Origin of the sequence: Kribbella sp. NPDC050281 (assembly GCF_040655855.1) — a bacterium.
Classification (GTDB): Bacteria; Actinomycetota; Actinomycetes; order Propionibacteriales; family Kribbellaceae; genus Kribbella.
The window spans coordinates 168099-193248 of record NZ_JBFAKS010000002.1 but is presented as its reverse complement, the minus strand read 5'-3'; the positions used below and the strand labels follow the sequence as shown (position 1 = coordinate 193248).

General features: G+C 68.9%; 22 protein-coding genes and 1 pseudogene. 13 read left to right on the top strand and 10 right to left on the bottom strand.

Annotated features, from left to right (window positions below):
• Window positions 1-27: 27 nt before the first annotated feature.
• Window positions 28-654: a hypothetical protein gene (locus AB0I34_RS03475; protein WP_360438661.1), complete on the top strand. Its 627-nt coding sequence runs from the start codon at window positions 28-30 to the stop codon at window positions 652-654.
• Here the strand turns inward: AB0I34_RS03475 and AB0I34_RS03470 are convergent.
• From AB0I34_RS03470 to deoC, 4 genes are read right to left on the bottom strand one after another with little or no spacing between them, the layout of a single operon-like run.
• Entirely contained in the window at window positions 644-1657 is a 1014-nt protein-coding gene (locus AB0I34_RS03470) for a S66 peptidase family protein (RefSeq protein ID WP_360438658.1), read from the bottom strand. The two genes, AB0I34_RS03475 and AB0I34_RS03470, sit on opposite strands and share 11 nt — an antisense overlap.
• A gap of 40 nt (window positions 1658-1697) precedes the next feature.
• Window positions 1698-2543 carry an aldehyde dehydrogenase family protein gene (locus AB0I34_RS03465; protein ID WP_360438655.1) on the bottom strand — a complete coding sequence of 282 codons (846 nt, stop codon included), beginning with the start codon at window positions 2541-2543 and terminating at the stop codon, window positions 1698-1700.
• Window positions 2544-2562: 19 nt separating this feature from the next.
• Window positions 2563-3999, bottom strand: a complete 1437-nt coding sequence (locus AB0I34_RS03460) for an aldehyde dehydrogenase family protein (RefSeq protein ID WP_360438652.1) — start codon at window positions 3997-3999, stop codon at window positions 2563-2565.
• Window positions 4000-4002: 3 nt separating this feature from the next.
• Complete coding sequence (gene deoC, locus AB0I34_RS03455; protein ID WP_360438649.1) at window positions 4003-4959, bottom strand: deoxyribose-phosphate aldolase; 957 nt, start codon at window positions 4957-4959, stop codon at window positions 4003-4005.
• 93 nt (window positions 4960-5052) lie between these two features.
• Between deoC and AB0I34_RS03450 the strand changes: the two genes are divergently transcribed.
• The 3 genes from AB0I34_RS03450 to AB0I34_RS03440 all read left to right on the top strand — a co-directional run bounded on the left by AB0I34_RS03450 (window position 5053) and on the right by AB0I34_RS03440 (window position 7162).
• Window positions 5053-5613, top strand: coding sequence for a PH domain-containing protein (locus AB0I34_RS03450; protein WP_360438646.1), 561 nt, complete (start codon window positions 5053-5055; stop codon window positions 5611-5613).
• Window positions 5614-5627: 14 nt separating this feature from the next.
• Window positions 5628-6488: an alpha/beta hydrolase-fold protein gene (locus tag AB0I34_RS03445; protein ID WP_360438643.1), complete on the top strand. Its 861-nt coding sequence runs from the start codon at window positions 5628-5630 to the stop codon at window positions 6486-6488.
• Window positions 6489-6712: 224 nt separating this feature from the next.
• Entirely contained in the window at window positions 6713-7162 is a 450-nt protein-coding gene (locus tag AB0I34_RS03440) for a hypothetical protein (protein ID WP_360438640.1), read from the top strand.
• An 80-nt stretch (window positions 7163-7242) separates the two neighbouring features.
• Here the strand turns inward: AB0I34_RS03440 and AB0I34_RS03435 are convergent, their stop codons facing one another.
• On the bottom strand, window positions 7243-8898 hold the full coding sequence (locus tag AB0I34_RS03435) for a phospho-sugar mutase (RefSeq protein WP_360438637.1): 1656 nt from the start codon (window positions 8896-8898) through the stop codon (window positions 7243-7245).
• 51 nt (window positions 8899-8949) lie between these two features.
• On the bottom strand, window positions 8950-9411 hold the full coding sequence (locus tag AB0I34_RS03430; RefSeq protein WP_131352789.1) for a gamma-glutamylcyclotransferase: 462 nt from the start codon (window positions 9409-9411) through the stop codon (window positions 8950-8952).
• A gap of 31 nt (window positions 9412-9442) precedes the next feature.
• Here AB0I34_RS03430 and AB0I34_RS03425 point away from each other — a divergent pair, with 31 nt between their 5' ends.
• Window positions 9443-10822 carry an NAD(P)H-quinone dehydrogenase gene (locus AB0I34_RS03425; RefSeq protein WP_360438633.1) on the top strand — a complete coding sequence of 460 codons (1380 nt, stop codon included), beginning with the start codon at window positions 9443-9445 and terminating at the stop codon, window positions 10820-10822.
• A gap of 4 nt (window positions 10823-10826) precedes the next feature.
• Here the strand turns inward: AB0I34_RS03425 and AB0I34_RS03420 are convergent, their stop codons facing one another.
• Window positions 10827-14717 (bottom strand): S8 family serine peptidase, encoded by a 3891-nt coding sequence (locus AB0I34_RS03420; RefSeq protein WP_360438630.1) that lies wholly within the window; start codon window positions 14715-14717, stop codon window positions 10827-10829.
• A 167-nt stretch (window positions 14718-14884) separates the two neighbouring features.
• Window positions 14885-15727 (bottom strand): hypothetical protein, encoded by an 843-nt coding sequence (locus AB0I34_RS03415; protein ID WP_360438627.1) that lies wholly within the window; start codon window positions 15725-15727, stop codon window positions 14885-14887.
• 176 nt (window positions 15728-15903) lie between these two features.
• On the opposite strand from AB0I34_RS03415, the pseudogene AB0I34_RS03410 reads away from it, so the two are divergent.
• The 4 genes and pseudogenes from AB0I34_RS03410 to AB0I34_RS03395 form a co-directional block, all read left to right on the top strand.
• Window positions 15904-16593 (top strand): annotated as a pseudogene (locus AB0I34_RS03410) (N-acetylmuramoyl-L-alanine amidase); the annotation flags it as partial.
• A 239-nt stretch (window positions 16594-16832) separates the two neighbouring features.
• Window positions 16833-17045: a hypothetical protein gene (locus AB0I34_RS03405; protein ID WP_360439121.1), complete on the top strand. Its 213-nt coding sequence runs from the start codon at window positions 16833-16835 to the stop codon at window positions 17043-17045.
• On the top strand, window positions 17042-18262 hold the full coding sequence (locus AB0I34_RS03400) for a SpoIID/LytB domain-containing protein (RefSeq protein WP_360438624.1): 1221 nt from the start codon (window positions 17042-17044) through the stop codon (window positions 18260-18262). Before AB0I34_RS03405 ends, AB0I34_RS03400 begins: the two co-directional genes overlap by 4 nt.
• A gap of 77 nt (window positions 18263-18339) precedes the next feature.
• Window positions 18340-19494, top strand: coding sequence for a glycoside hydrolase family 76 protein (locus AB0I34_RS03395; protein WP_360438621.1), 1155 nt, complete (start codon window positions 18340-18342; stop codon window positions 19492-19494).
• A gap of 80 nt (window positions 19495-19574) precedes the next feature.
• On the opposite strand, the gene AB0I34_RS03390 is transcribed toward AB0I34_RS03395, so the two are convergent.
• Window positions 19575-20453, bottom strand: a complete 879-nt coding sequence (locus AB0I34_RS03390; RefSeq protein WP_360438618.1) for a peptidylprolyl isomerase — start codon at window positions 20451-20453, stop codon at window positions 19575-19577.
• 202 nt (window positions 20454-20655) lie between these two features.
• On the opposite strand from AB0I34_RS03390, the gene AB0I34_RS03385 reads away from it, so the two are divergent.
• Genes AB0I34_RS03385 through AB0I34_RS03370 form a run of 4 tightly spaced genes read left to right on the top strand, consistent with a single transcriptional unit; the run spans window position 20656 to window position 22857 of the window.
• Window positions 20656-21033: a hypothetical protein gene (locus AB0I34_RS03385; protein ID WP_360438615.1), complete on the top strand. Its 378-nt coding sequence runs from the start codon at window positions 20656-20658 to the stop codon at window positions 21031-21033.
• Between the two features lie 14 nt (window positions 21034-21047).
• The gene (locus tag AB0I34_RS03380) at window positions 21048-21869 is read left to right on the top strand and encodes a hypothetical protein (RefSeq protein ID WP_360438612.1); all 822 of its coding nucleotides are present in this window, start codon (window positions 21048-21050) and stop codon (window positions 21867-21869) included.
• Complete coding sequence (locus tag AB0I34_RS03375; protein ID WP_360438609.1) at window positions 21866-22345, top strand: hypothetical protein; 480 nt, start codon at window positions 21866-21868, stop codon at window positions 22343-22345. The genes AB0I34_RS03380 and AB0I34_RS03375 overlap by 4 nt, the downstream gene beginning before the upstream one ends.
• Window positions 22346-22362: 17 nt before the next feature.
• A complete protein-coding gene (locus tag AB0I34_RS03370; RefSeq protein ID WP_360438606.1) occupies window positions 22363-22857 on the top strand; it encodes an NUDIX domain-containing protein in 495 nt (164 codons plus the stop codon).
• Between the two features lie 1366 nt (window positions 22858-24223).
• Here the strand turns inward: AB0I34_RS03370 and AB0I34_RS03365 are convergent.
• A complete protein-coding gene (locus AB0I34_RS03365; protein ID WP_360439118.1) occupies window positions 24224-24847 on the bottom strand; it encodes a DUF222 domain-containing protein in 624 nt (207 codons plus the stop codon).
• Window positions 24848-25150: the final 303 nt, after the last annotated feature.

Here is a 25150-nt window from a genome sequence, read left to right as displayed (position 1 = left end):
TCGCCATTGGCTGCTTAGGGTAGTCGTATGGCTACTCACCGCAGTGTGATGGTTCTCGGTGTCGCCGTACTCCCGTTGCTGCTCGCCACCGGTGCCGAGGCAGCGCCGACCGCCAGCTATGCCTGCCGGGCGGACACCAAGTTCGGCCGGCAGCTGCTGTCGTTGCGGCAGGGCGTCGATGCGAAGGCACCGGCGACCGTCCGGCCGAATGCTCGGTTCGCCATCACTGTCGACCTCAAGCCCGGCTGGCTGCCGGGTGAGGTCAAGGGCTTCAAGCTTCAGGAGGTGCGCGATCTGTCCCTGCGCGTGCCGATCCCGGCCAACTCGTCGTACGTCAGTTCCCGGCTCACCGGCGGATCCGGCCTGAACTCGACGCCGACCGTCCAGCTCGACGGCCGCGTCGCGGTCGTCAAGGTCCCGGGCCCGATCTCGGGCGGGGCGAGCTATCAGTTGCCGACTCTCGCGGTCCGGCTGCAGGCGGGCAGCGCCGGTACGGTCATCGAGACCAGACTCAAGGGCACCAGCTACGACGACCCGGGCCTGACCCTGCAGGCCAAGATCAAGTGGAAGTTCATCTCCATCACGGCCCCGGTCGCCTGCTACCCCGACCCCAATCCCGCGCTCACCCGCACCGAGGTGCGCGCTAGTACGTGACGGTGATCCGCTGGTTGACCGGGTCGACCCGCGCCTGACCGCCGTACGGGAGGATCTGCGCCGGGTCGGTGTGCCCGATGTCGAGGCCCTTCACGATGACCGCGGACGGGTTGTACTCCGCGAACGCGCGGTCGACGGCAAGGTATTGGCCGGTGACGTAGGCGACGGACTCCTCCGGCGTGCTGTGGTTCTCTATCGACCAGGACTTCGGGCGGCCCCAGAGGACGGCGTCGAACCGTTCGAGCAGACCGCGTTCCCCGAAGTTGCGAAGGATCCGGTAGACGGTCTCGGAACTCGGCATCTCCTCGCTGGTCTCCAGGAAGAGGACGCCGCTGTAGGAGTCCGTCGGCAGCATCCAGCGGTTGACGGACAGTTGCCAGTCGAGGATCTCGAGGCAGCCGCCCCACAACCGCCCGCTGACGGGCTGCGAGCCCTGCCAGGTCCAGCCTGTGCCGGGGAACAGCGGTGGCTCGGTCTCCAGATTGGCGGGAACGTTCCAGTCGTGGTCGTGATCCGTCCAGCCCTCGGCCGGGGTCAGCTCGAACTCGCCCGGGGTGAAGAGGGCGGCGCGCAACGAGCGCTCCGTGTCCGGGTGCATCGCGCCGCCGCGGCCGAACTGCACCATCACACTGCCGCCGTGGAAGGCCGGCAAACCCAGTGAATACAGGAAGTTGAGCAGGTTCGTGTTGTCGCTGTACCCGAAGAACGGCTTAGGGTCCGCCTGGAACACCGCCGGATCGAGGTGCTTCAGCACAGTGATCTGGTCCTCGCCGCCGATGGTCGCGATCACCGCGCGGATCGACGGATCCGACCAAGCCGCGTGCAGATCCGCCGCCCGCTCCTCGGGAGTGGCGCCGAGGACGCGGGTCGTCGGGTACTCGACCGGGATCAGGTCGAAGTCGTCGCGCAGCCGCCGCAGACCGAGCTCGTAGGGTCCCGGAAAGATCTCCGGCAACCCACGAGACGGTGAGACGATCGCGACCTTGTCACCAGACTGAAGCATGCGGCGACTGTACGACGCATCCGGCTCGGACGGGACCGATTTACAGGCCGATCGGGTGCCAGACGGTCTTCAGTTCCAGGTACTGCGTGAGCCGCGACAGCCCGGGGGACTCGGTCCAGTCCTCCTCGGCCGGACGCCGTACCCGCTTGAGGTTCTCGGCCGACGCGGCCTCCAGGTCGCGGGCCTCGTCCGGGTCCTCGATGCCGCACAGGTCGATCGCGTTCACGTCCATGTGCGACGCCAGCCACGGTCCGACCTCGGAGGCGGAACCGGTGAGGATGTTGACCACGCCACCCGGTACGTCGGACGTCGCCATCACCTCGCCCAGCGTCACCGCCGGCAGCGGACGCTCGTACGACGACACCGCGACCACCGTGTTGCCGGAGACGATCGCCGGCGCGATCACACTGGTCAGGCCGAGCAGACTGGACTCCTGCGGCGCCAGCACCGCGACCACACCGGTTGCCTCGGGCAACGAGAAGTCGAAGTACGGGCCGGCCACCGGGTTGCTCGAGCCGACCACCTGGGCGAGCTTGTCGGCCCAGCCGGCGTACCAGACCCAGCGGTCGATCGAGGCGTCCACGACGGCACGGGCCTTGCTGATCGACAAGCCTTCCGACAGTGCGACCTCCGAGCTGAACTGCTCGTGCCGGCCCTCCATCACCTCGGCGATCCGGTAGAGCACCTGCCCGCGGTTGTACGCCGTGCGGCCGGACCAGCCGCCGAACGCCTTGCGGGCCGCGACGACCGCGTCCCGGGCGTCCTTGCGGGAGGCCTGCGACGCGTTCGCCAGGAACTTGCCCTTGGCATTGTTCACCACGTACGACCGGCCGGATTCGCTGCGGGGGAAGGCGCCGCCGATGTAGAGCTTGTATGTCTTGCGCACTTCCAGACGGGTGCTGTCCTTAGTGGGCAAGGTAGGCCTCCAGACCGTGGCGGCCGCCCTCGCGGCCGTAGCCCGACTCCTTGTAGCCGCCGAACGGCGAGGTCGGGTCGAAGCGGTTGAACGTGTTGGCCCAGACCACGCCGGCGCGCAGCTGGTTGGCCATCCAGAGGATCCGGGAGCCCTTGTCGGTCCAGATCCCGGCGGACAGCCCGAACGGGGTGTTGTTCGCCTTCTCGACGGCCTCGGCCGGGGTGCGGAACGTCAGCACCGACAGCACCGGGCCGAAGATCTCCTCGCGGGCGATCCGGTGCGCCTGGGACACGCCGGTGAAGACGGTCGGCGGGAACCAGTACCCCTCGGCCGGCAGCTCGCACTCCGGCGACCAGCGCTCGGCGCCCTCGTCCTCGCCGATCTGGGACAGCTCGCGGATCTTGGCCAGCTGGGCGGCGGAGTTGATCGCGCCGATGTCGGTGTTCTTGTCCAGCGGGTCGCCGACGCGCAGCGTGCCCATCCGGCGCTTCAGCCGCGACAGCACCTCGTCGTACACGCTCTCCTGGACCAGCAGCCGCGATCCCGCGCAGCAGACGTGGCCCTGGTTGAAGAAGATGCCGTTGACGATGCCCTCGATGGTCTGGTCGATCGGCGCGTCCTCGAAGACGATGTTCGCCGCCTTGCCGCCGAGCTCCAGCGTCACCGCCTTGTCCGAGCCCGCGACCGACTTGGCGATCGCGCGGCCGACCGCGGTGGATCCGGTGAACGCGACCTTGTCGACGTCCGGGTGCTCGACCAGGGCCTGACCGGTGCGGCCGGCGCCGGTGACGATGTTCACCACGCCCGGCGGCAGGTCGGCCTGCTGGCAGATCTCCGCGAACGCGAGCGCGGTCAGCGGGGTGGTCTCGGCCGGCTTGAGAATGACGGTGTTGCCCGCGGCCAGGGCCGGTGCGATCTTCCACGCCAGCATCAGCATCGGGAAGTTCCACGGGATCACCTGGCCCGCGACACCCCACGGCTGCGGGTCCTCGCCGACTCCGGCGTACTCGAGCTTGTCCGCCCAGCCCGCGTAGTAGAAGAAGTGCGCGGCCACCAGCGGGATGTCGACGTCACGCGACTCGCGGATCGGCTTGCCGTTGTCCAGTGACTCCAGCACCGCCAGCTCGCGGGCGCGCTCCTGGATCAGCCGGGCGATCCGGAACAGGTACTTCGCCCGGTCCTTGCCGGACATCGGGCCCCAGACCTTCTCGAACGCCTTCCGGGCCGCCTTGACCGCCTTGTCGACGTCCGCCGGTCCGGCCTCGCTGATCTCCGCGAGCACCTCCTCCGACGACGGGCTGACGGTCTTGAACGGCTTGCCGTCCGTCGCCTCGACGAACTGGCCGTTGACGAACAGCCCGTACGACGACTTGATGTCGACGATGGCCCGGGATTCCGGGGCCGGTGCGTACTCGAATCTGCTCATGCCTCAGTCCAGCGTGAAGTAGTCGGGTCCGGGGTAGTGCCCGGTGGCCAGCTTGGTGCGTTGCATCAGCAGGTCGTTCAGCAGGCTGGACGCCCCGAAGCGGAACAGCTCCGGGTCCAGCCAGTCCGGTCCGGCGGTCTCGTTGACCGTGACCAGGTACTTGATCGCGTCCTTCGCGGTCCGGATGCCGCCGGCCGGCTTGACGCCGATGTGCAGGCCGGTGGACTCGTGGTAGTCGCGGACCGCCTCCAGCATCACCAGCGTCACCGGCAGGGTGGCCGCGGGGGACACCTTCCCGGTGGAGGTCTTGATGAAGTCCGCGCCGGCCAGCATCGCCAGCCAGGACGCGCGCCGGACGTTGTCGTAGGTGACCAGCTCACCGGTCTCCAGGATCACCTTCAGATGCGCGTCGCCGGCCGCCTCACGGATCGCGGCGATCTCGTCGAAGACCAGGCCGTACCGTCCGGACAGGAAGGCACCGCGGTCGATCACCATGTCGACCTCGTCGGCGCCGGCCGCGACCGCGTCCTTGGTGTCCTGGATCTTGATCGGCAGGCTGGAACGCCCACTGGGGAAGGCGGTTGCGACACTCGCGACGTTGATGCCGGAGCCGCGCAGTTCGTGCTTGGCCGTGGCCACCAGGTCCGGGTAGACGCACACCGCGGCGACCTGCGGGGCGGTCGAGTCGGCCGGGTCCGGCCGCATCGCCTTCGCGCACAGCGCCCGCACCTTGCCCGGGGTGTCCTGACCCTCCAGCGTGGTCAGGTCGATCATCCGGATGGCCAGGTCCAGCGCGTACGCCTTGGCGGTGGTCTTGATCGACCGCGTGCTCAGAGTGGCGGCCCTGGCCTCGGCGCCGACCTGGTCGACGCCCGGCAGGCCGAGCAGGAACCGGCGCAGCCGGTCCTCGGACGAGGTCACGTCGGCCAAGGAGTCGACGCCGCTGTCGAGTGTGGTCACTTCGGCAGTCTAGTGCGGATCCGGACAGCCAGCGTCAGCCGTGGGGACGTACTGGTCCTATGCCTGCTACCGGTCGCCGGTTAGTTTGTGCGGGTGAAGTCGAAGTCCTCCGAGAGCGAGCAGTACCTGTCCGCGTCGAACCGGATCACCGGGGTGGTGGTGATGGTGATCGGCGCGATCGGCCTGCTCGACATCGTGCTGGAGTGGCGGACCGCCACCGGCGTACTGGTCGGCAGTGTGATCGGCATCCTGATGGTGCTGGCGTACGTCGGTCTGATCCGGCCGTCGGTCACCCTCAGCCCCGAGCACCTGCTGCTGCGTAATCACCTGCGCGACCATCAGATCCCATGGGCGAAGGTGACCGGCGTCGACGTCGCCGACATCCTGCGCGTGCACACTGCCGACAACCGGCTGCGTGCTCCCGGCGTCCAACTCGTCATGCGCGATCTCAGGAAGCAGCGGGTCGGCGGGCGCAAGCTGGCGGCCGACAGCTCGATCTCCCGCGCCGACTTCGTGGTCGGCCGGATCGAGACCTACATGAGCCAGTACTCCGGACAGTCCGACGGCGAGGTGGTGACCACCTGGGCCCAGCCGGAGCTGACCATCGCCGGTGTGCTCGCGGCCATCGCCGTCGTGGCCGCCTTCTTCCGCTGACCGTCGGCGTTCCGATGCCGTTGCTGTCACGCCGCGTCCTGCTGCGTACCGGCGCCGCCGCCACGATCACCGGCGTCGCAGCGGTCGCGGGTCTGGAGACCGGTGCGATCCCGGGCCGCGCGAAGGTGCACGACGTCCTCGGGCTGAGCGGCCCGGACGGCGTCGTACCCGATGTGCCGCCCGGCCCGGTGGAGTCCGGGACGTTCGAGTCCGCTGCCCGGCGTACGACGGTGGGCTACAGCATCATCCGCCCACACGAGTCGTCCGCGGAACTGCCCGTCGTACTGGCGCTGCATGGGCGCGGTGGGGATCACACGTCCGCGATCGGCGATCTCGGGATGGACCGCTACCTGACCGCGGCGATGCGGTCCGGTACGCCGCCGTTCGCGGTGGCGACCGTGGACGGGGGACGGGACAACTACTGGCATCCGCGCGCCACCGGGGACGATCCACTGCGGATGCTGTCCGCGGAATTCCTGCCTCTGCTGGCGAAACGCGGACTGCACGTCGACCGGGTCGGCGTACTCGGCTGGTCGATGGGTGGGTACGGCGCGCTGCTGTGGGGCGGACGATCCGCGGTCGCCATCGGTGCGATGAGCCCCGCGTTGTGGCGTCGGTACGACGAAGACGTGGCGGACGGCGCGTTCGACGGGGCAGACGACTTCGAGCAGCACCAGGTCTTCGGCCGTCCTCTCGAGAATGTTGCCGTGCGCATCGATTGTGGCCGGGACGACCCCTTCGCCGGCGCTGCGGGGGGCCTGCGCCGGGAGTTGCACGCCGCCGGTGGGCAACAGGCCGGTGCGCACACCGGTGGCTACTGGCGCCGGATGCTGCCCGAGCAGCTGCGCTTCCTCGGCGAGAAACTCGCACCCTGAACCGGAAAGACCGCTCGGAACACCGCCTCCGGGGACGGTCGCCTGACCAAACTGTGCCGTAGCCTGCAGTGGAACGTAACCCGGCCGCCTGGTACGCGTTGGCGTACCGGGCGGCTGTTGCGTTTTGCCGAGACGTGCACGATCTGCGATCGTGTGGTTACTTGTTTCGGGTCCGCACGCCTTACAGTTCTGGTCGAGCAGTCTCACGGCAGGAGTCAAGGACAGTGAACTACGACGAGTTCAACACCGAGTACGCCAAGGTGCTGGACAAGATCAAGAGCGGCAGGAGCACCTGGTCGGAGCTGTCCGGTCATGTCACCCGGCTTCGTCAGGCGACCGCCGGGATCACCGTGCCGGTGGAGCGGACCCAGGTCGACCACGACCTGGCCGCACTGAGCCAGATGGTCGACATGTCCCGGCGGACCAACGACAAGGAGGACGTCTGGACGGTCACGTCCGACGCGATCCGCAAGGCCAGCAGCCAGGAGGGTTCGGTCGCCGACCGGATCGCCCGGATCGAGGCGAGCATCAACGAGATCGCCAACCTCGCCAACCGGAACCCGGACGAGCGCGACGCGCTGATGCAGTCGACCAGCACGCTGCGGATCCTGCACTCGTCGCTGCAGAGCTCGCTGCGCGCCGAAGAGGCCGACGCCGCGGCTGCGGCTCGCTGACCTGCCCCGGAACCACCCGCCAGGTGTTCTGGTCCGTCAGCCGCTGAAGCTCCGCTCCAGCGGCTGACCACTCACGCGTTCTACAGCCCCAGTGCGGTGGAGAGCGCCTGCTTGATGCCGGTCAGGTTCTTCGCTGCCTGGCTCCGAGCGCTCGAGACATCCGAATCCGCCACCGGCACGACCACTTCCAGGTAGCACTTCAGCTTCGGCTCCGTACCCGACGGCCGCACCACCACCCGAGCTCCCTCGGACAGCGTGTAGCGAAGCCCGTCAGTCGGCGGGAGCGTCTCCGAGCCCTGGCTCAGATCGTCGATCCGCTCGACCGTGTACCTGCCCAGCGACGTGGGCGGGACGGCTCGCAGCCGCTCCATCGCGGCGCCGATCAGCGACAGGTCCTCGACCCGCACGGACAGTTGGTCCGTGGCGTGCAGGCCGTACCCGAGCGCCAGATCGTCCAGCAGATCCAGCAGAGTGCGCCCCTCGGCCTTCGCCGCGGCGGCCATGTGCAGGACCCGGATCAGTGTCGAGATCCCGTCCTTGTCCTTCACGGCGGTCGGATCCACGCAGTACCCGAGCGCCTCCTCGTAACCGAAGACGAGCTCCGGGACCCGCCCGATCCACTTGAACCCGGTCAGCGTCTCGACGTACCGGACGCCGTACGACGCGGCGATCTTGCCCAGCAGCGACGACGAGACGATCGAGCACGCGGCGACCCCATCGGGCCGCGGCGACAGCAGGAACTCACCGAGCAGCGCGCCGAGCTCGTCCCCGCGCAGCATCCGCCAGCCGCCGTCGGCCGCCGGATCGGGTACGGCGACCGCACACCGGTCGGCATCGGGATCGTTGGCCACCGCGATGTCCGCGTCCACGGCCCGGGCCAGCTCCAGGGCGGCGTCGATCGCTCCCGGCTCCTCCGGGTTCGGGAACGACACGGTCGGGAAGTCCGGATCCGGGTCCGCCTGCGCCGCCACCACCGCCGGTGCGGCGAACCCGGCGCGGGCGATCGCGTCCTCGGCCAGGGTCCGTCCGACGCCGTGGAGTGGCGTGTAGGCGACCTTCAGCTCCCGGGGTGCGTCGGCCGGCACCAGCTTGGCGATGCGGTCGAGGTAGGCGTTCAGGAGCTCGTCGCCGATGGTCTGCCAGTCGTCTCCTCGCGGCACCGAGTCCAGCCGGCCGACCGCCGCGATGGCCGCCGCGATCTCCGCGTCCGCGGGCGGCACGATCTGCGAGCCGTCACCCAGGTAGACCTTGTAGCCGTTGTCCTGCGGCGGGTTGTGCGACGCGGTGACGACGACACCGGCCACGGCCTTGAGATGCTTGATTCCGAAGGCAACCACCGGCGTCGGCGTGTGCTGGTCCAGCAGGACGGCGTCCAGGCCGGCACCCCGGACCACGGCCGCCGTGTCCTGCGCGAACACGTCGGACTTGTGGCGGGCGTCGTACCCGATCAGGACCGGGCCGTCGGTGCGGCCCTTGTCCTTCAGGTAGGCGCAGAGGCCGGCGGCAGCGCGGATCACGACGACCCGGTTCATCCGGTTCGGTCCCGCGGCGACGGCGCCGCGGAGCCCCGCCGTACCGAACTCGAGGGTGCCGGCGAAGCGGTCGGCCAGCTCGTCGCCGGCCTCGGCGGAGCCGTCGGCCAGCAACTGCCGCAGTTCGGCGCGCGTGTCGGGGTCGGGATCTTCGCTCAGCCAGGCTTCGGCGGCTGCCCTGAGGTCATCGTTGACGGTCACCACCGCACGATAACCGGCGTACGGCGCTCCGGGGTCGAGCCTGGCGGTCCCGGCCTAATGGCCGGACGACTGGCAGGGGCGGGCGCGGAGGTCGGCGACGTAGTCGTCCGGGGCGCCCGCGGCCTCGGCCGCCTCGGCGAGGATGCCCAGGTAGCGGGCGGACGGCAGGCCGCCCTCGTAGGCGTTCAGGACATACATCCAGGCCAGTTGCTCGCCGTCCAGGGTCTGCACCCGGACCTGGATCTTGCGGTAGATGCCCTGGTCGATCGCCTCCCACTCGTCCAGTCGCTCGACGTCCTTGGGGTGGATGTCGTACAGCGCCACGAAGACCTGGTTGGCCGGGTCGGCCGGGTCCTCGACGACGGTGGCCATGGCGCCCTCCCAGCCCAGCTCCTCGCCGCCGAAGGTGAGGCGCCAGCCGGTGATCCAGCCGGTCCCGCGCAGGGGCGAGTACGGGCACCGCTCGGCCATCAGGTTCGGGTCCAGATTCGACGCAAACGCGGCGTACAGGGTCACGACGACACAGGATACGGAACAATGGCCTCCCGTGGCGCGAGTTGTGATCATCGGAGGCGGTCCCGGCGGGTACGAAGCGGCCAGTGCGGCTGCCCAACTGGGGGCGGAGGTGACACTTGTCGATTCCGACGGGATCGGCGGATCCGGCGTGCTCACCGACGCAGTCCCGAGCAAGACGCTGATCGCCACCGCCGAGGTGATGACCGAGGTGGAGGAGGCCGGCGAACTGGGCGTCCGGCTGGACGATGGCGACGAGGATCCGGCGAACTCGGTGCGGGTCGATCTGTCCGTCGTCAACCAGCGCGTGAAGGCGCTGGCGACGGCCCAGGGCAAGGGCATCGAGCGCCGGCTGGAGCGCGACAAGATCCGGGTGATCAAGGGCCGCGGCCGCCTGGACGGCCCCGAGACCGTGGTCGTCGGCAACGAACGGCTGGACGCGGACGTCGTCCTGATCGCCACTGGTGCAAGGCCGCGCATCCTGAAGGGCTCGGAGCCGGACGGCGAGCGGATCCTGACCTGGGAGCAGGTCTACGAGCTCGAGGAGTTGCCGGAGCGACTGATCGTGGTCGGTTCCGGCGTCACCGGCGCGGAGTTCGCCAGCGCGTACGACGCCCTCGGGAGCGACGTCGTCCTGGTGTCGTCCCGGGACCGGGTGCTCCCCGGTGAGGACGCCGACGCGGCCGCCGTACTGGAGGACGTGTTCAAGCGGCGCGGGCTGACCGTGCTGGGCAAGTCCCGGGCCGAGTCGGTCAAGCGGCACGGCGACGGCGTCGTGGTGACCCTGACCGACGGCCGGACGGTGGAGGGTTCGCACGCGTTGCTCGCGGTCGGATCGCTGCCGAACACCGACGACATGGGACTGGTCGAGTCGGGCGTGTCGCTCGGCGACGGCGGCTTCGTCACGGTCGACCGGGTGTCCCGGACGACGGCCCGTGGCGTCTACGCGGCCGGCGACTGCACCGGCGTACTCATGCTCGCCTCGGTCGCCGCGATGCAGGGCCGGATCGCCATGTCGCACGCGCTTGGCGATGCGGTCTCCCCGCTGGACCAGTCGACCGTGTCGTCCAACGTCTTCACCGCGCCCGAGATCGCCACGGTCGGCCTGACCCAGGCGGTCTTCGACGCCGGCGGCAGTACGGCGATGGTCGTGAAGGTGCCGCTGGCCGACAACGCCAGGGCCAAGATGCAGGGCGTCCGGGACGGTTTCGTGAAGCTGTTCTGCCTGCCGAACACCGGCATCGTGGTCGGCGGCGTCGTCGTCGCGCCACGGGCCAGTGAGCTCATCCACCCGATCTCACTGGCCGTCGGCACCCGCCTCACTGTCGATCAGGTCGCCCAGTCCTTCACCGTCTACCCCTCCATCACCGGCTCCATCGCCGAAGCCGCCCGCCGCCTCCACCTCCGCAGCTGACCGCTCAGCAGTACAACGGCCGCAAGGTGAACGGGAGTAGCACGTTGGCCCCCTTCTGGAGCGCTACGTCTACGGAGGCCGGCCGGTAGCCGTCCGCGGCGACCACGACCCGCGCCTTCGCCGCGGCACCAGGCACCCAGAGGGCGTAGCTGCCGTCGTTCGCCGTCGCCAACGTCCAGGAGTCGGTCCGCCGGTCGATCGCGACAGTCGCCCCGGGCAACGCCACCGTGTCGCCCTCGCAGGTCTGGCCGGTCACCGTCCCGGAGACCCGAGCCCAGCTGGCGGGAGCCTGCGCGTTCATCGTGACGGCAACCTGCGGCACGGCGTACGGCGTGTCCTCCCGGACCGAGACATCTGACCGGTAGACACCTGGCTGGGTCACCTGCGTCGAGTCGACGGTCAGCGTGACGGTCACGCTGCCGTTGGGAGCCAGGGTGCCGCTGGCGGCCGTCTCCGACAGCCAGGGCGCGTCGGAGCCTGCCGCCTCGCAGTTGCCGTGACCGGACAGTTGCTCGGCGCTGGCGACGATCCGTGAGTCCTCGAGACCACCGACCCGGTACATCCCGCATGCCCCGGCGCCGCGGTACATCGGCGTGGAGGAGTTCGGCAGCTTGGTCCAGGTGTCGGTCGCCGCGTCGTACTCGAACGACTCGTTGGTGAGCTGCGTCGAGTCGGGACCCACGACCCCACCGCTGATGGCGAGTTTCCCGTTGGCGACGGCGTACGCGCTTGCCCAGAGTTCGACCGGGAGGTCGGTGACCTTGGACCAGCTGTTCGTCTGCGGGTCGTAGGAGTAGCTGTGCATGGTGCTCTTCGGCCGCGTGCCTGCCTCGTTCACGGTCAGGCCGCCGGCGCAGTACACCTTGCCGTCGAGGCCACCGCACGACGGCCACGAGATGGGCTCCGGGTACGGCGCCAGCACCTGGAAGGTGTTGTGCGCCGCGTCGTAGGCAGTCACGTCCGCCGTCGCGACCTGGCACTCGCCCGCGCAGCCGCCGACCGAGTAGACCTTTCCGTCCAGTACCGCTGAGCCGGACGCGGCCCAGGGCTTCGGGTTGTCCGTCCCGGTCGTCCAGCGATCGGAGGCCGGATCGTAGATCAGCGTCTTCGTAGCCACCTGATGGGATTCGCCGGCCCATCCGCCGACGACGTAGAGCTTGTCGCCGACGAATCCGGCCGACGGCCGCTGCCGGCCCTCGGGCATGTCGGCGATCTGTCGCCAGGCGAGCGTCGCCGGGTCGTACACGAAGGACACCGGCACGATGATGGTGCCGCTGGCGGGATCGGAAACGGCGCCACCGGCCGCGTACAGCAGACCGTCGTGGGTGGCGGTGGCGATGTCCTCACGCGCGAGCGGCTGATTGGCGATCGGGAGCCACCATTCGGCGGCGGGCTGGGCGGCAGCGTCTGTCCGGGCCGCCTCGACTCGGGTGACGGGGCCCGCGACGGGCTGGACGGGGACACGCCGAACTGGTGTACCGGAGCTCTTCCCGGCGAATCCCGCCGTACTGCCACCCTGCAACTCGAAGCTGCGCTGGACGTCGGACAGCGAGTACGACGCCGGCGCCGTGCCATCGTTGGTGATGGTCAGTGTGCGCTGCGCGGTCTTGCCGAGCTGCAGCGTCGCGCTCACGTCGGGTTCGGTCACCTTGAGCTGTCCGGCCTTGAGCGAGAAGTTCAGCGTCCGGACCCAGTCGGTCTGGACCGTGACAGCCTTCTGCTGTTGCTGGTAACTGCGCATCGCGGCGGTGGCCTTGTCGGTCCCGGCCGGCGCGAACAGCCAGTAGAACCCGTCCGGCCGCGTCGGGTCGTCCGGCGTGGTGACGGTCTTCGCGGACTGCATGGCCCGGGTGACGGTGGCACCGTTCACCGGCAGGCCGGTGTTCGCGTCCTTGACCACACCCTGGATCAGGCCGCCACGGACCTTCTGGCACTGGGCGTCGTACCCCGGTGCGCTGCAGGACCGCTGGTCGATCGGGATGCTGATGTCCTTGACCAGATCGTCGGTCAGTTGCACCTCGACCGGTGTGGTGGTGTAACCGCCGTACACCGGCCGCACCGTCAGCTTGTGGGTGGTGCCGACCGGCATGTCGAGCGTGTACCGGCCGGTGGCCGGGTTCGTGTACCACTGGCCGGGTACGCCCTCGATCGTCAGCTTGGCGTACAGCGGCCAGCCGTGGCCCGAGCCGTCGCGGACCAGGCCGCTCAGCGTGGCGCGTGGCGTGGTGACGAGCTGGAAGTCCTTCGTGGTCGTGCTGCGCGCGTCGATGTGGGTGGCGAAGTGCTGCGTGTCGTAGCCGAACGTCTGCACGGATACGTCGTGGTCACCGGCGTCGAGGTACAGCTCGTACCTGCCGTCGGGGCCGGTCGTGACCACATTGCTGTTCGGCGCGCTCAGCCGGGCCCCGGACACCGGTGCGCCCGTGCTGTCGGTGACGGTTCCGGTGAGCAGGCCGGCGTTGGGGCGCGGCGCGTCACTGACCGCCTCGTAGATGTCCAGCATGCCTTCGCCGTAGACGTTGTTGTCGCCGGCTGTACCGCCGCAACTGGTGTCGTCGTGGTCGTGTGCGGTGCGGTCCAGCAGCGCCCGGGTGGCGGCGAGATCGCCGATCAGTTGGGGCGCGGCCGACCACAGCAGGGCGACGGCGCCGCTGACGTGTGGCGCGGCCATCGAGGTGCCGTTGATGATGCCGTACCTGTCGCCGGGAAGGCTCGACGTCACCAGAACGCCCGGGGCGACGATGTTCGGTTTGATGTCGTCACGGGTCGGGTTGCCGCGCGAGGAGAAGCTCGCGATCGCCCCTTGCGGGTCCACTGCGCCGACGGCGTACGCCTCCGGGTAGTCACCGGGAGAGCCGGCGGTCGCGCAGCCGGATCCGGCGTTGCCGACCGCGTAGGTCGTGAAGATGCCGGCGGCAACCCACTGCCTGACGTACTCCTGGTACCAGGGATCGCTCACCGGGGAGCCCCAGGAGTTGTTGATGATGTTCGGCCGCTTCGACGGATCCGGGTCCGAGCTGTCCAGCTTCGTGGGCGCCAGCATCCACTGCGCGCTCAGGCCCAGCGCGACGTCGGTGCACACCTGGTCGGTCTCGCAGCCCTTCGCCGCGATCCAGCGGGCGCCGGGGGCGACGCCGATCTGGCGACCGTTGTGGTCGTCACCGACCATGGTCCCGGTCGTGTGGCTGCCGTGGCCGACGTTGTCGCACGGGGCCTCCGTCGCACAGACTCTGGCCGGGTCGTACCAGTTGTAGTCGTGGCTGAAGGTGCCGTCACCGTTGGTGCCCCGGTACGACGAAACGAGCGCGGGGTGGTCGTACTGCGCACCGGTGTCGATGCTGCCGATCACGACGCCCTGGCCGGTCGCCTGGTACCGGCTCCAGACCTGGTCGGCGTGGATGGCCTTGACGCCGAGCTCGGGACCGGCCGCGAGCTGGGTCTTCGCCGCGTCCTTCGAGACGATCTCGTCCTTCGGCACCGTGTAAGTCTTCGGGGCTCGCAGCGACAGAACCTCGGGATCGGCCGCGAGTTTGGTGGCGAGCTCGCGGCTGCCGTTGCGGACGTAGATCGAGTTGTCGATGTACAGACTGACGTAGTCCGCCTTGGCCTCGCGCAGCAGTTTCGTGACGCCGGCCTGATCGCTGTCCGCCTTGGTGCGCAGGGCGGAGACGACGGCCTCGCCGCGTGCCTTCCAGTCGGTGATCCGTGCCGCGGACTTCAGCTCGGGCTGCCGCGCGAAGCGCACCCAGAAACCGGACTGTCCCGCATCGAGCTGCGCCGCCAGCTCCGGCTCGACCTTGCCGGGTCGGTCTTCAGCTTGCGCACTCACCGCCGACGTGGCGAGCAACCCTGCCGCCAGTACGCCGATCAAGGTACGCCGAAGGTGTCGCCTCACGGATCCTCCCCAGATGGTTCGTCGCCGTGATCCTCACCACCCGCACGACACCCCAGCAAGACATTCCCACTGGCCTGAACCCGCCAAGTCGTGTGTCTGCCAGTTGCTGCTAGCAACAAAAACCACCCGCGGACACCTGTCCGCGGGTGGTTCTGTGGAGCAGTCGGTCAGAAGTCGCCGCCGCCGAAGTCTCCGCCGCCGAAGTCCCAGCCGCCGGAGTCGCCGCCGCCGTCGCCCATGTTGAAGTCGCCGCCACCGTCGCCGCCGCCATCGCCGCCGCCGTCACCGCCACCATCGCCGCCGCCGTCGTACCCGGCCGCGTAGTCGCCGTAGCCGCCGCCGGCGAACATGCCGCCGAGCATCGTGCCGAGGAACATGCCGGTCATCACACCGCCCAGCGCGCCGAACATGCCCTGCGCGTACGGCGAGTAGGCCGGGCCGGCCTCCCAGTACGGCACCCGCTGCGGGCCGACCATCACCTTGCGGACATCCGGCTCGGCACCGGCGCGGACCCGCTCGGCGTCGGCCGCACAGGCCGGCACCTCACGCGGCGCACCGCCAGGCGGCGCCCAGGTCACGTCCACCACGGACGGACCGTGCTGCGGGTTGAAGAAGCAGGATGGGCGGCGCTGCGGCAGCGGCTCGCCGTTCACACGGGCGCGCACACAGGTGGCCGCGTACCGGCCGTCCTCGAGGATCTCGATCACGTGCTTGATCTGATCCGCCTCGGTGACCTGGCCGACCGCCTGCTTGGCCGACTCGTAGGAGTCCAGCGCGCGCTGGTAGTCCTGCCGGGCCCCGTCGCCGAGGTCCTTGCCCACCATGTCCAGGTCGAGGTCCTGCAGCTCCTCGCCGAACCGGGTGATGTCCTCGTCGGCGGTCCGCTTCACCGATTCCAGTTCGGCGGCGGTGATCTGGTGCTGCTGCTTGTTCTGCAGCTGGGTCCGACGGTACGAGCGATATGCCAGCACCGCGATCACCACAACCGCGATGATCAGGATGAGTTCCATGCCGGGCCTCTTCAAACGTAGGGATCAAGCCTCGACGGCTTTACGCCGAGCCTATCGAATCCGTCAAAACCGCGCCGCCACGCAGGGTCACGCAATACCGCGAAAGCGGTCACCCAGCGCGCATAATCGATGAGCGCCGCCCAGCGACCGTCGTACCTCCGCCGGAAGGCTGGCCCATGAGCACGTTCTCCCGACTGCTCCCGCTCGCTGTCACCGTTGTCTCACTGGTCCTTCCTGACCTGCCGCAGGCGGCCGCTGAGATCGAGCCGTTGACCGTCGAAGACGAACACAGCCCCGATCTATTGGTTGGTGAAGGAATTGAACGAGCCGGTACCGAACCGTTGTGGGTCGGTAATGCGAGCGGGGTTCAGGCGAGTGCTATGGCAAATGACGGTACATCGGTCGCCGATGCAAAAGTGGTGCTGATCCAGCCAGGTGTATTGGCCGGTGATTCTTTTGAACCGCCCGAGGTGCAGGCGAGTGCGAGCAGGACGCCGCACCCGATGCCGGCGACGGCGAGCCGGAAGCAGTGGCCGCGACCTGCGTGCGGGTGTAGTCGTTGCGATCCGCGGTGGGTGCGCGGGATGTACGCGTACCACGTGAAGGGCCGCGGCTGGTGCGACCTCGGCTACAACTTCCTCGTCGACCGCTTCGGCCGCGTCTTCGAGGGCCGGTACGGCGGTGCGCAGTTGCCCGTGCTCGGTGCGCACACCGGCTCGTTCAACACGAACTCGCTCGGCATCGCGTTGATCGGCAACTTCGAGAAGGCTGCGCCGACGCAGGCGATGCTGGAGAAGACGGCGCGCGTGATCGCGTGGAAGTTCGATGCCAACTACCGGTCGCCGAAGTCGACCGTCGTGCTCGCCGGCACCAAACTGCTCACGATCTCCGGGCACCGCGATACGAAGGCGACGGCGTGCCCGGGCGCCCAGCTGTACGAGCAGCTGCCGTGGCTGAGGCACCGGGTCGACGTGCTGATGGGCGGCAGCGTCGCGACGCCGATCTACCGGTTCGCGCTGAAGCTCGGCCTGCGGGCGGTCGGCCCGCCGTTCTGGGGTGACACCGGACCCGCCCGGGCTGGGCGACGTACTTCGCGAATCGCGAAATCTTCTACTCCGTTGCTACTGGCCCCCATTCGACGGTCGGCATGTTCCGCTCGCAGTACCGCAGCCTCGGCGCCGAGCGGTCGCGGCTCGGGCTGCCGACCACCGAGGTCTACAAGATGACGGGTGGCTCGCGGCAGCGGTACCAGCACGGCTGGCTGAACTACAACCAGAGTCGGCGCACGATCACCGTCCAGTACAGGAGTGCGACATGAACAAGCGCGCAGTCGCCGCGATCGTTTTGTCCTCCACGTTGATCAGCGCGACCGCACAGGCGCGCGACATCGACCCGACCGCGGCCACCGACACCACCATCAGCGGTCGCGGCTTCGGCCACGGCCGAGGGATGTCGCAGTACGGCGCTCAGGGCGCGGCGATCGCGGGGAAGTCGGTCAAGCAGATCCTCGACTTCTACTACCCGGGAACGACCACGGGCAAGGCGACCGGCAGCATCCGGGTCCGGGTCAGTGCGGACACCACCGACGGCATCCGGGTCGGCGTGGTGAACCACCTGAAGGTCCGCGACCTCGTCACCCGCAAGGTCTACGAGTTGCCCAGGGCATCGACCCGGAACCAGTGGTCGATCGATCCGTACGGCGACCACGGCACCAAGGTGAGCTCGTTCAACACCAAGACCCGCACATGGACGCTGTGGAAGAGGTTCACGGGCATCACCCAGTTCGAGGGTGCCCCGGTGATCGGGCTGATCCTGCCGAGTGGCGCCGTACGGCGGTATCGCGGTGCACTGCGGGCGGTCGACGTGTCCGGTGTGCATCTGGACACGGTGAACGTCGTGTCCCTCGAGTACTACCTGCGCGGCGTCGTACCGCGGGAGGCCGTGTCCAGCTGGAAGCCGGCCGCCCTGCAGGCGCAGGCGGTTGCCGCGCGCACCTATTCGGTCTTCCATCGGAGCCGGGCAACGCGGAAGGCGTACGACCTGTGTGACACGACGGCCTGCCAGGTGTACGGCGGCTACGACTCGGAGAAGTCGTCGACGAACACCGCGATCGCCGCGACGGCCGGGCAGGTGCGGTTGTACAAGGGAAAGCCGATCATCGCGGAGTTCTCGTCGTCCAACGGCGGAGCGACGGCGGCCGGGCCGATTCCCTACCAGGTGATGAAGGCGGACGGCTGGGACGCGTACCCGGGCAACGGGAATCCGAACGTGACCTGGACGGTGACGCGGACGGCGGCGGAGATAGAAGCGGCCTTCGCTGTCGGGACGATCCAGAGCCTGCGGGTGGTGAAGCGGACCGGGGTCGGGCCGTCCGGTGGGCGGGCGGTCACCGTGGAGGCCGTCGGGTCGAAGGGGAAGCGGGCGCTGACCGCCGACCAGTTCCGGATCCGGTTGCATCTGCGGTCCGGCTGGATCGCGTTCCCGGTCGATCCCCTTGATATACCAACTGATCCGTCCATGACGCTGGATCGCTGAGGCATTGACGGGGTGTCGGTCCGCCGGTTAGAACGTGACATCGATGTCAACCGCCACCGCCCAGGAGGAGCAGGTCGATGCCCAGGAAATTTGGTATATCAAGTCGGATCGCGGCGGGTGTGCTCGCGGTCGCCGTCCTCGGATCACTTCACCTCACGGCGGCTGACGCCGTGACCGGTCCGGCCTCCCGCGCCAAGGCGTCGTACGAGGCATTGAACAAGTACTTCGACGCGGGGCAGCAAGGGCTCCTGCTGGAGGAGTACCCGAACACGCAGACCAACCCGTACTCCTACGTCTGGCCGTACTCGCAGGCGGCGATCGCGGCCGAGAACCTCGCCGGGGTGCCCGGCGCCGGCCGGGAGGCGTCCGAGGAGGCGGATCGGCGGATCGCGGCGTACGAGCCGTACTGGAACGCCGGGACGACGCCGAAGGGGTACGACTCGTACGTGCGGCCGCCGCTCGGTCAGGGTGGTGACAAGTTCTACGACGACAACGAGTGGATCGGGCTGAACCTGGTCCAGCACTACAAGCGGACCGGGGACCGTGCGGCGCTGGCTCGCGCTCGCGAGATCTTCGCGCTCGTCGTACACGGCTGGGACACCGACCCGTCGCACCCGTGCGCCGGCGGGGTGTACTGGACTCAGGCGCCCTGGAGCCAGGACCGCAATACGGTGTCGAACGGGCCGGGCGCGGAGCTCGGTGCGCACCTGTACCTGCTCACCCGGGACAAGTCGTACCTGACGTGGGCGAAGCGGATGTACGAGTGGGCGCAGACCTGCATGCTGGCGCCGAACGGTCTGTACTGGGACCACATCGACCTGGCCGGGACCGTCGAGAAGACCCAGTGGAGCTACAACCAGGGCGTGATGCTCGGCGCCGGCGTGTTGTTGTTCAAGGCAACGGGTGACGGGCAGTACCTGCGCGACGCGAAGTCGGTCGCCAATGCGTCACTCGCCTTCTACGGCTCCGAGGACCGGCTGTGGAAGCAACCGACACGCTTCAACTCCATCTACTTCAAGAACCTGCTGATCCTCGACTCGGTCGCCCCCGACCAGCGCTACAAGAAGACCATGCAGGCGTACGCCGACCGCGCGTGGACCGAGGCACGCGACCCCGCCACCAACCTCTACCACTTCGCCGAAGGCCCGGTGCAACTGCTGGAGCAAGCCGGCATAACCCAAATCCAAGCCCTCCTGTCCTGGCCCCGCTCCAAGTACAGCCTCCTGGCCTGAGCAAGGTATAGCCAGCTGCGCTTCTGAAATACACCGCGCCGCCCGTTCCGGAGGGACGGGCGGCGCGGTTTGTCTTTTGATCAGGCAGCCGACGTGGCGGTCTTGATCTCCACGGGGGTGATGGGAGCACCGTCGGTCGGGCTCTGCTGCGGGGCGACGCCCGCCTGCGCGACCTTGTCGATCAGCTTCAGGCTCGGCTCGTCGATGGTCCCGAAGGCCGTGTACTGCGGCCCCAGCCCGGACGCATCGCCGTACACGATGAAGAACTGACTCCCGTTCGTGTTCGGCCCCGAGTTCGCCATCGCCAGCGTCCCGCGACCGTACTTCAGCGTCGGGAACACCTCATCCGCGAAGCTGTACCCCGGCCCGCCGCTCCCGGTCCCCGACGGGTCGCCGCACTGCAGCACCTGCAGCCCTTCACCCACCGTGAGCCGGTGACACTTCGTCCCGTCGAAGTACTTCTGCCCGACCAGGCTGACGAAGCTCTTCACCGTGCACGGCGCCAGCGCGCTGTCCAGCTTCAACTGCAGGTCGCCGATGGACGTGTCCAGGCTGACGTTCGACGTACCCGACGCCTTGACCTTCCCGTCGGCCGGCGGGTTCACCTTCCTACTGGCCGGCTCGGTGCCCTTCTTGTACGTGCAGCTCACCTCGGCCGGCAGCGGGGTCGCCCGCTTCGGCGCCGCCGCCATCGCGGTCGGAATGCTCTTCGGCTTGTTGTCCGGCCCGGCCGACGCCGGCAGCTCGGTCGGCGCCGTGGACGCTCCGGCCGTCGGCGAGTCCCCGTCGTTCCCGGTCCCGATCACCACGAAGACCCCGACCACGACCACGACGACCGCCACGATCGCCGTGATCGTGATCGCCACATTCCGTCGCTGCCGTGCGTGCTCAGCCGCCCGCTCGGCCTGCCGCTTCGCCTTCCGGGCCGCAAGCTGCTGCTGATGGGTCTTCTTGGACATGCAGAACCCTCCTCACGAGATGTCTGCAGGGAACCTACCGCCTCAACCTGAGAACTGTCTGTCAAGCCCCCCACCGAGCCGGACGGCGGCAGTTTTCTGCAACAAGGTGCAAAGGGCGCTGCAGCAAGATGCAAAACCCGCGCCACGGGCCAGGCCGCCTCCCTAGCCTCAGACGCGTCACCGCCCCAACCAAGGAGTTGCCATGCGCAAGCATCGCTTCATCGCCGGCATCGGTATCGCATCCGCTCTGCTACTCGCCGCCGCGCTGCCGGCGTCGGCCCGGACCACCGAGGTCACCAGGACCCAGACCATCACGGGAGCCCGCGGAGAGTTCCAGTTGGTCTTCAAGCACATCTGGGTCTACGACACGGCGTGCGACGACGATTCGGTCTATGTGCAGTGGAAGACCGTCGGCGGCGCCGTACAGACGATCCCGAACAACCTGGGATGCGGAGAGTTCACCGTCGGCCCGGTTCCGATGGGCAAGGGGACCACGGTCCTGTGGCAGACCTGCGTGGACAAGTCCTGGCCGACCAAGGACCTGTGTTACGGCTGGGACAAGCAAGTAGTCCTGGGCTGAGGGCGGGCATGATCATGCGTACCTTCATCCGTAAGACCCTGATCGGTCTCGGTGCCGCCGTACTGGCGATCGTGCCGCTGACCGCACACGCCCAGGCCGCCGCCCCCGCGGCGCCTGCCGGTCTTTACACCGTCAGTCCGGGCAGTTCCGTCGACGTCAACGCTCGCGTCGTCGTCCTGCCGGGCATGCAGCTCGAGCTGTCCATCACCTTGGGCAACTACAGCGCGACTCCGTCGCTGGCGCAGGTCCGGTTCCGGATCTACTGCATCACGGCGGATCTCGACTCGGTCAACGTCTACTCGGATCCGCAGGTCGTCACGGTCCCCGGCGATCCGGGCGGGGAGCCGAAGGGTCTCGAGGACCTCAAGGAAGTCACGGCGGACATGACGGTGCCGCCGGAGTGCGCCGCCCAGCCGGACGACTGGGGGATCAGTCAGGACGGTGAGTTCACCGCCGAGATGGGCCCTCCGGGCCTGGAACCGACCGGCGTCAAGTCCAGCCTGTTCTGGATCGGCCTGCCGTTCACCAACGCCAACAAGATCCCCAACCTCACGTTGCAGACGCACGGTGCGCAGGCCGAGTCGCAGGCCCACCACACGCTGCCGCAGAAGTTCGAGACGCAGTTCAACGCGGCGGGCATCCCGAACATCCACGACCCGATCTACCTGCGCTGGTGGTGCTCGCGAACAGGTGTCCCGGGCAACCATCAGAGCATGGCCTACGACTACAACCTGCACTGGCAGACGTTCTTCGAGCAGAACCCGGCGCCGACCGCGGCCCAGGTCCTGGCCTACAAGGACTCCATCCAGGGCTTGTATACCTACACTTGCCCATGACCTATCGCCTCGAGGCACGCTCGACCAACCGTGACGTCTGGGTGCTGATCGAGTTCGAGGGGCGCCCGAGCCCGGTCCCGTGGCTGCTTCCGGACGGCTCCGACGTCTACCAGCTCATCCCCAACGGTGAGACCGAGCGTCTCGGTTTCGTCCCCCGGTTCGTGCATTCGAACCGGGGGACGCGGCTGGGCGACCTGGTCTGGACGACCGGCGCCGCCAAGATCGCGTCCCGTCGCTTCATCGACGTACTGGAATCGATCGGCGCGACGGGGTACCGCACATTCCCGGTCGAGGTACTTGACCGCGACGGTCAATCGCTAGGCGACTTCATCGGCCTCGCCGTCCTCGACGACGACACCAGCAAAGACCTGCACTTCTCCACCGGCTTCCAGTTCTGGCACTTCGCCGTCACGGACCGAGTCGTCGAAGCCCTCCGGTCAGCGGGAGCCATCGACCTCTCCATCAAGCCCGCCTGATGCCCGAGAGGCATGCCGTGCCAGTTCGGCGGACGGTCAAGATCCTGCTCCTTGATCAGACCGACCGGCTGCTCCTCCTGCGCGGCCGTGAATCGGCTGAACGCGAACACATCTGGTACCCGGTCGGTGGCGGCATCGAGCAGGGCGAGGACGCCGTCGCCGCCGGTCGTCGCGAGATCCTGGAGGAGACCGGCCAACGCGAGGTGGTGATCGGGCCGGAGGTCTGGCGCCGACGGCATCTCTATTCCTGGCGAGGAAAGCAGACCGACACCGATGAGCGATGGTTCGTTGCCCGCACGCTGCATTTCACACCATCGCTCCAGGCGCTGACTCCCGAGGAGCAGACCTACGTCACCGGCTTCCACTGGTGGACCGCCGACGAACTCGTAGCAACGCCAGACCCCGTCTTCCCACCCGACCTGGGCGTCCGACTGACAGCCCTCCTCCACGACGGCTACCCGCCATCGCCCCTCAACATCGCCGGCGCGCCACCGGACTCGACTACCAGTTGAGGCGCGAGTGCAGGCCCGGGGTTTGGGTCCGGGGCCCCGGTTGAGACTCGGGATGCGGGTCTGGGGTTCGGGTACGGCGCGGGGTTCAGGAGCGGCGCGGGTGCGGGCTGGGGTTTGGGTGCGGCGCGGATGCGGGCCGGGGTTTGGGTGCGGCGCACGCGCGGTACGGCGCGGTGCGGGCCTGGGGATCGGGTGCGGCGCGGGTGCGGGCCGGGGTTTGGGTGCGGCGCACGCGCGGTGCGGCGCGGTGCGGGCCTGGGGATCGGGTGCGGCGCGGGTGCGGGCCGGGGTTTGGGTGCGGCGCACGTGCGGCGCGGCGCGGGTGCGGGCCCGGGGTGCGGGTGCCCGGGATGCGGGTCCGAGACTCGGGTACGGCGCGGGTGCAGGTCCGGGGTTCGGGCGCGGGTGCGGGCTCGGGGTTTGCGGTGCGGGTGCAGGTTCGGGGCGCGGGTGCGGGCTCGGGGTTTGCGGTGCGGGTGCGGGTGCAGGTTCGGGGTTCGGGCGCGGGTGCGGGCCCGGGGTTTTGGTGCGGGCCTGGGGCCTGGGTGCGATGCGGGTGCGGCGCGGGTTCCGGGACGATCACTGATCACTGCGTTGTGCCAGAGGGGGCGACGGAGGGCGCTGCGGACGGCGTTACCTGGATGGACCGCACAGTCATCATCGGCGGGTGGTGTCCTCGTCCCCACCACAACCACGTGACGGCCATTGGCTGGTCAGCGCTCGGCGAGCGGTCGTCCCGGGAGCGGGGTTTGGGTGCGGCGCGGGTGCGGGTGCCGGTCCGGGGACCGGGTGCGGCGCGGGTTCCGGGACGATCGCTGATCACTGCGTTGTGCCAGGGGGCGACGGAGGGCTCTGCGGACGGCGTTACCTGGATGGACCGCACGGTCGATCATCGGCGGGTGGTGTCCTCGTCCCCACCACAACCACGTGACGGCCGTTGGCGCGTCAGCTCTCGGCGAGCGGTCGTCCCGGACTGGCGGCGGCGCTGTCGATCGGTGCCTTCGCCGCATCGGCGTCCCATTGCCGGATCGGTGTGGCTGCATCGGGCCTATGCCGTTGCATCGGGTCGGTGCCGATGCGTCGAGGCCGTGGTCGGCCGTCACATCGCCACGTCGCGGCCGCTCGTCGGGCAACGTTCGGCGAGTGGCCGTCCCGGGTGCGCGGCGACGATCACGGGTCGGCTGTTGCTGGGTGGGGTTGGGTGAGTGGTGGTTGTGGGTGCGTGGTGTTGGTCGCGGGGCGGGCGGTTTTGCTGGGCATCGTTGGGCGGGTGGTCGTGGGTGTGCGGTGATGGTCACGCGTCGGCGGTTGCTGGGCAGGGTTGGGTGAGTGGTGGTTGTGGGTGGGCGGCGATGATCACGGGTCGCTACGGTGCGGGGCCTGAGGTGGTCGCGGTGTCGCGCCAGGGATCGAATGGGCGATCTGTGGGGACGGCGCCGGCTGGATGGAGCGCGAGCGGTCGATCGTCGAGGGAAGGTGTGTGCTTGATCGCGCGCCGATCGGTCGAGGAGGGTTCGCCCCAGATCGCGCGGGTCGCGGCTTCTCGGAGGGAGGCCGGTGTCGCTGTTCGGATGGGTGGTGGGTCGGCCCAGGTGGGGCGGGAGACGTGGACCACGCCGTCGGTGATCGTGATAGTCCAGTCGCCTGCGTGGAGGTCGATGTGGTGGCGGCGGCAGAGAAGTACCAAGTTCGAGACCGCAGTGGGGCCGCCGTCGATCCAGGACCGTACGTGGTGCGCGTCGCACTGGATCGGAGGGGCGCCGCAGACCACGCAGCCTTTGTCGCGGGCGTTGAGGGCGCGGCGCATCGCGCGGTTGACGAGGCGTTCGGCACGGCCGACGTCGAGTGGTTCGGAGTGGGAGCCGAGGACGAGGGGGATGATCTTCGCGTCGCACGCGAGCCGCCGGATCGCGGCCGCGGACAGGTTATCGCCGTACACCACCTCGCCGGTCGCATCCGCGGCAGCCGACTTCAGATCCTGCAGATCGATCGTGACGGTGATCGTCGCCTTCGCGCCAAACCCAGGAACAGCACCCGCCGTCCGACCGCCAGGGTTGCCGTCAGCGGCTGCCGTGGCGTCGCTTGGGTTGGCATCAGCGCCTGCCGTCCGATCGCCTGGGTTGCTGTCAGCGCCTGCCGTGACGTCGTCTGGGTTGCCGTCGGCACCTGCTGTCGGATCGCCTGGGTTGCTGTCAGTACCTGCTGTCGGATCGCCTGGGTTGCTGTCAGTACCTGCTGTCGGATCGCCTGGGTTGCTGTCAGTACCTGCTGTCGGATCGCCTGGGTTGCTGTC

What these genes read in the sequence shown, in the direction of transcription:
- AB0I34_RS03475 (WP_360438661.1), top strand. Translation starts at nt 28, where the DNA reads ATGGCTACTCACCGCAGTGTGATGGTTCTCGGTGTCGCCGTACTCCCG.
- AB0I34_RS03470 (WP_360438658.1), bottom strand. Translation starts at nt 1,657, where the DNA reads ATGCTTCAGTCTGGTGACAAGGTCGCGATCGTCTCACCGTCTCGTGGG.
- AB0I34_RS03460 (WP_360438652.1), bottom strand. Translation starts at nt 3,999, where the DNA reads ATGAGCAGATTCGAGTACGCACCGGCCCCGGAATCCCGGGCCATCGTC.
- AB0I34_RS03445 (WP_360438643.1), top strand. Translation starts at nt 5,628, where the DNA reads ATGCCGTTGCTGTCACGCCGCGTCCTGCTGCGTACCGGCGCCGCCGCC.
- AB0I34_RS03415 (WP_360438627.1), bottom strand. Translation starts at nt 15,727, where the DNA reads ATGGAACTCATCCTGATCATCGCGGTTGTGGTGATCGCGGTGCTGGCA.
- AB0I34_RS03400 (WP_360438624.1), top strand. Translation starts at nt 17,042, where the DNA reads ATGAACAAGCGCGCAGTCGCCGCGATCGTTTTGTCCTCCACGTTGATC.
- AB0I34_RS03395 (WP_360438621.1), top strand. Translation starts at nt 18,340, where the DNA reads ATGCCCAGGAAATTTGGTATATCAAGTCGGATCGCGGCGGGTGTGCTC.
- AB0I34_RS03390 (WP_360438618.1), bottom strand. Translation starts at nt 20,453, where the DNA reads ATGTCCAAGAAGACCCATCAGCAGCAGCTTGCGGCCCGGAAGGCGAAG.
- AB0I34_RS03385 (WP_360438615.1), top strand. Translation starts at nt 20,656, where the DNA reads ATGCGCAAGCATCGCTTCATCGCCGGCATCGGTATCGCATCCGCTCTG.
- AB0I34_RS03380 (WP_360438612.1), top strand. Translation starts at nt 21,048, where the DNA reads ATGCGTACCTTCATCCGTAAGACCCTGATCGGTCTCGGTGCCGCCGTA.
- AB0I34_RS03375 (WP_360438609.1), top strand. Translation starts at nt 21,866, where the DNA reads ATGACCTATCGCCTCGAGGCACGCTCGACCAACCGTGACGTCTGGGTG.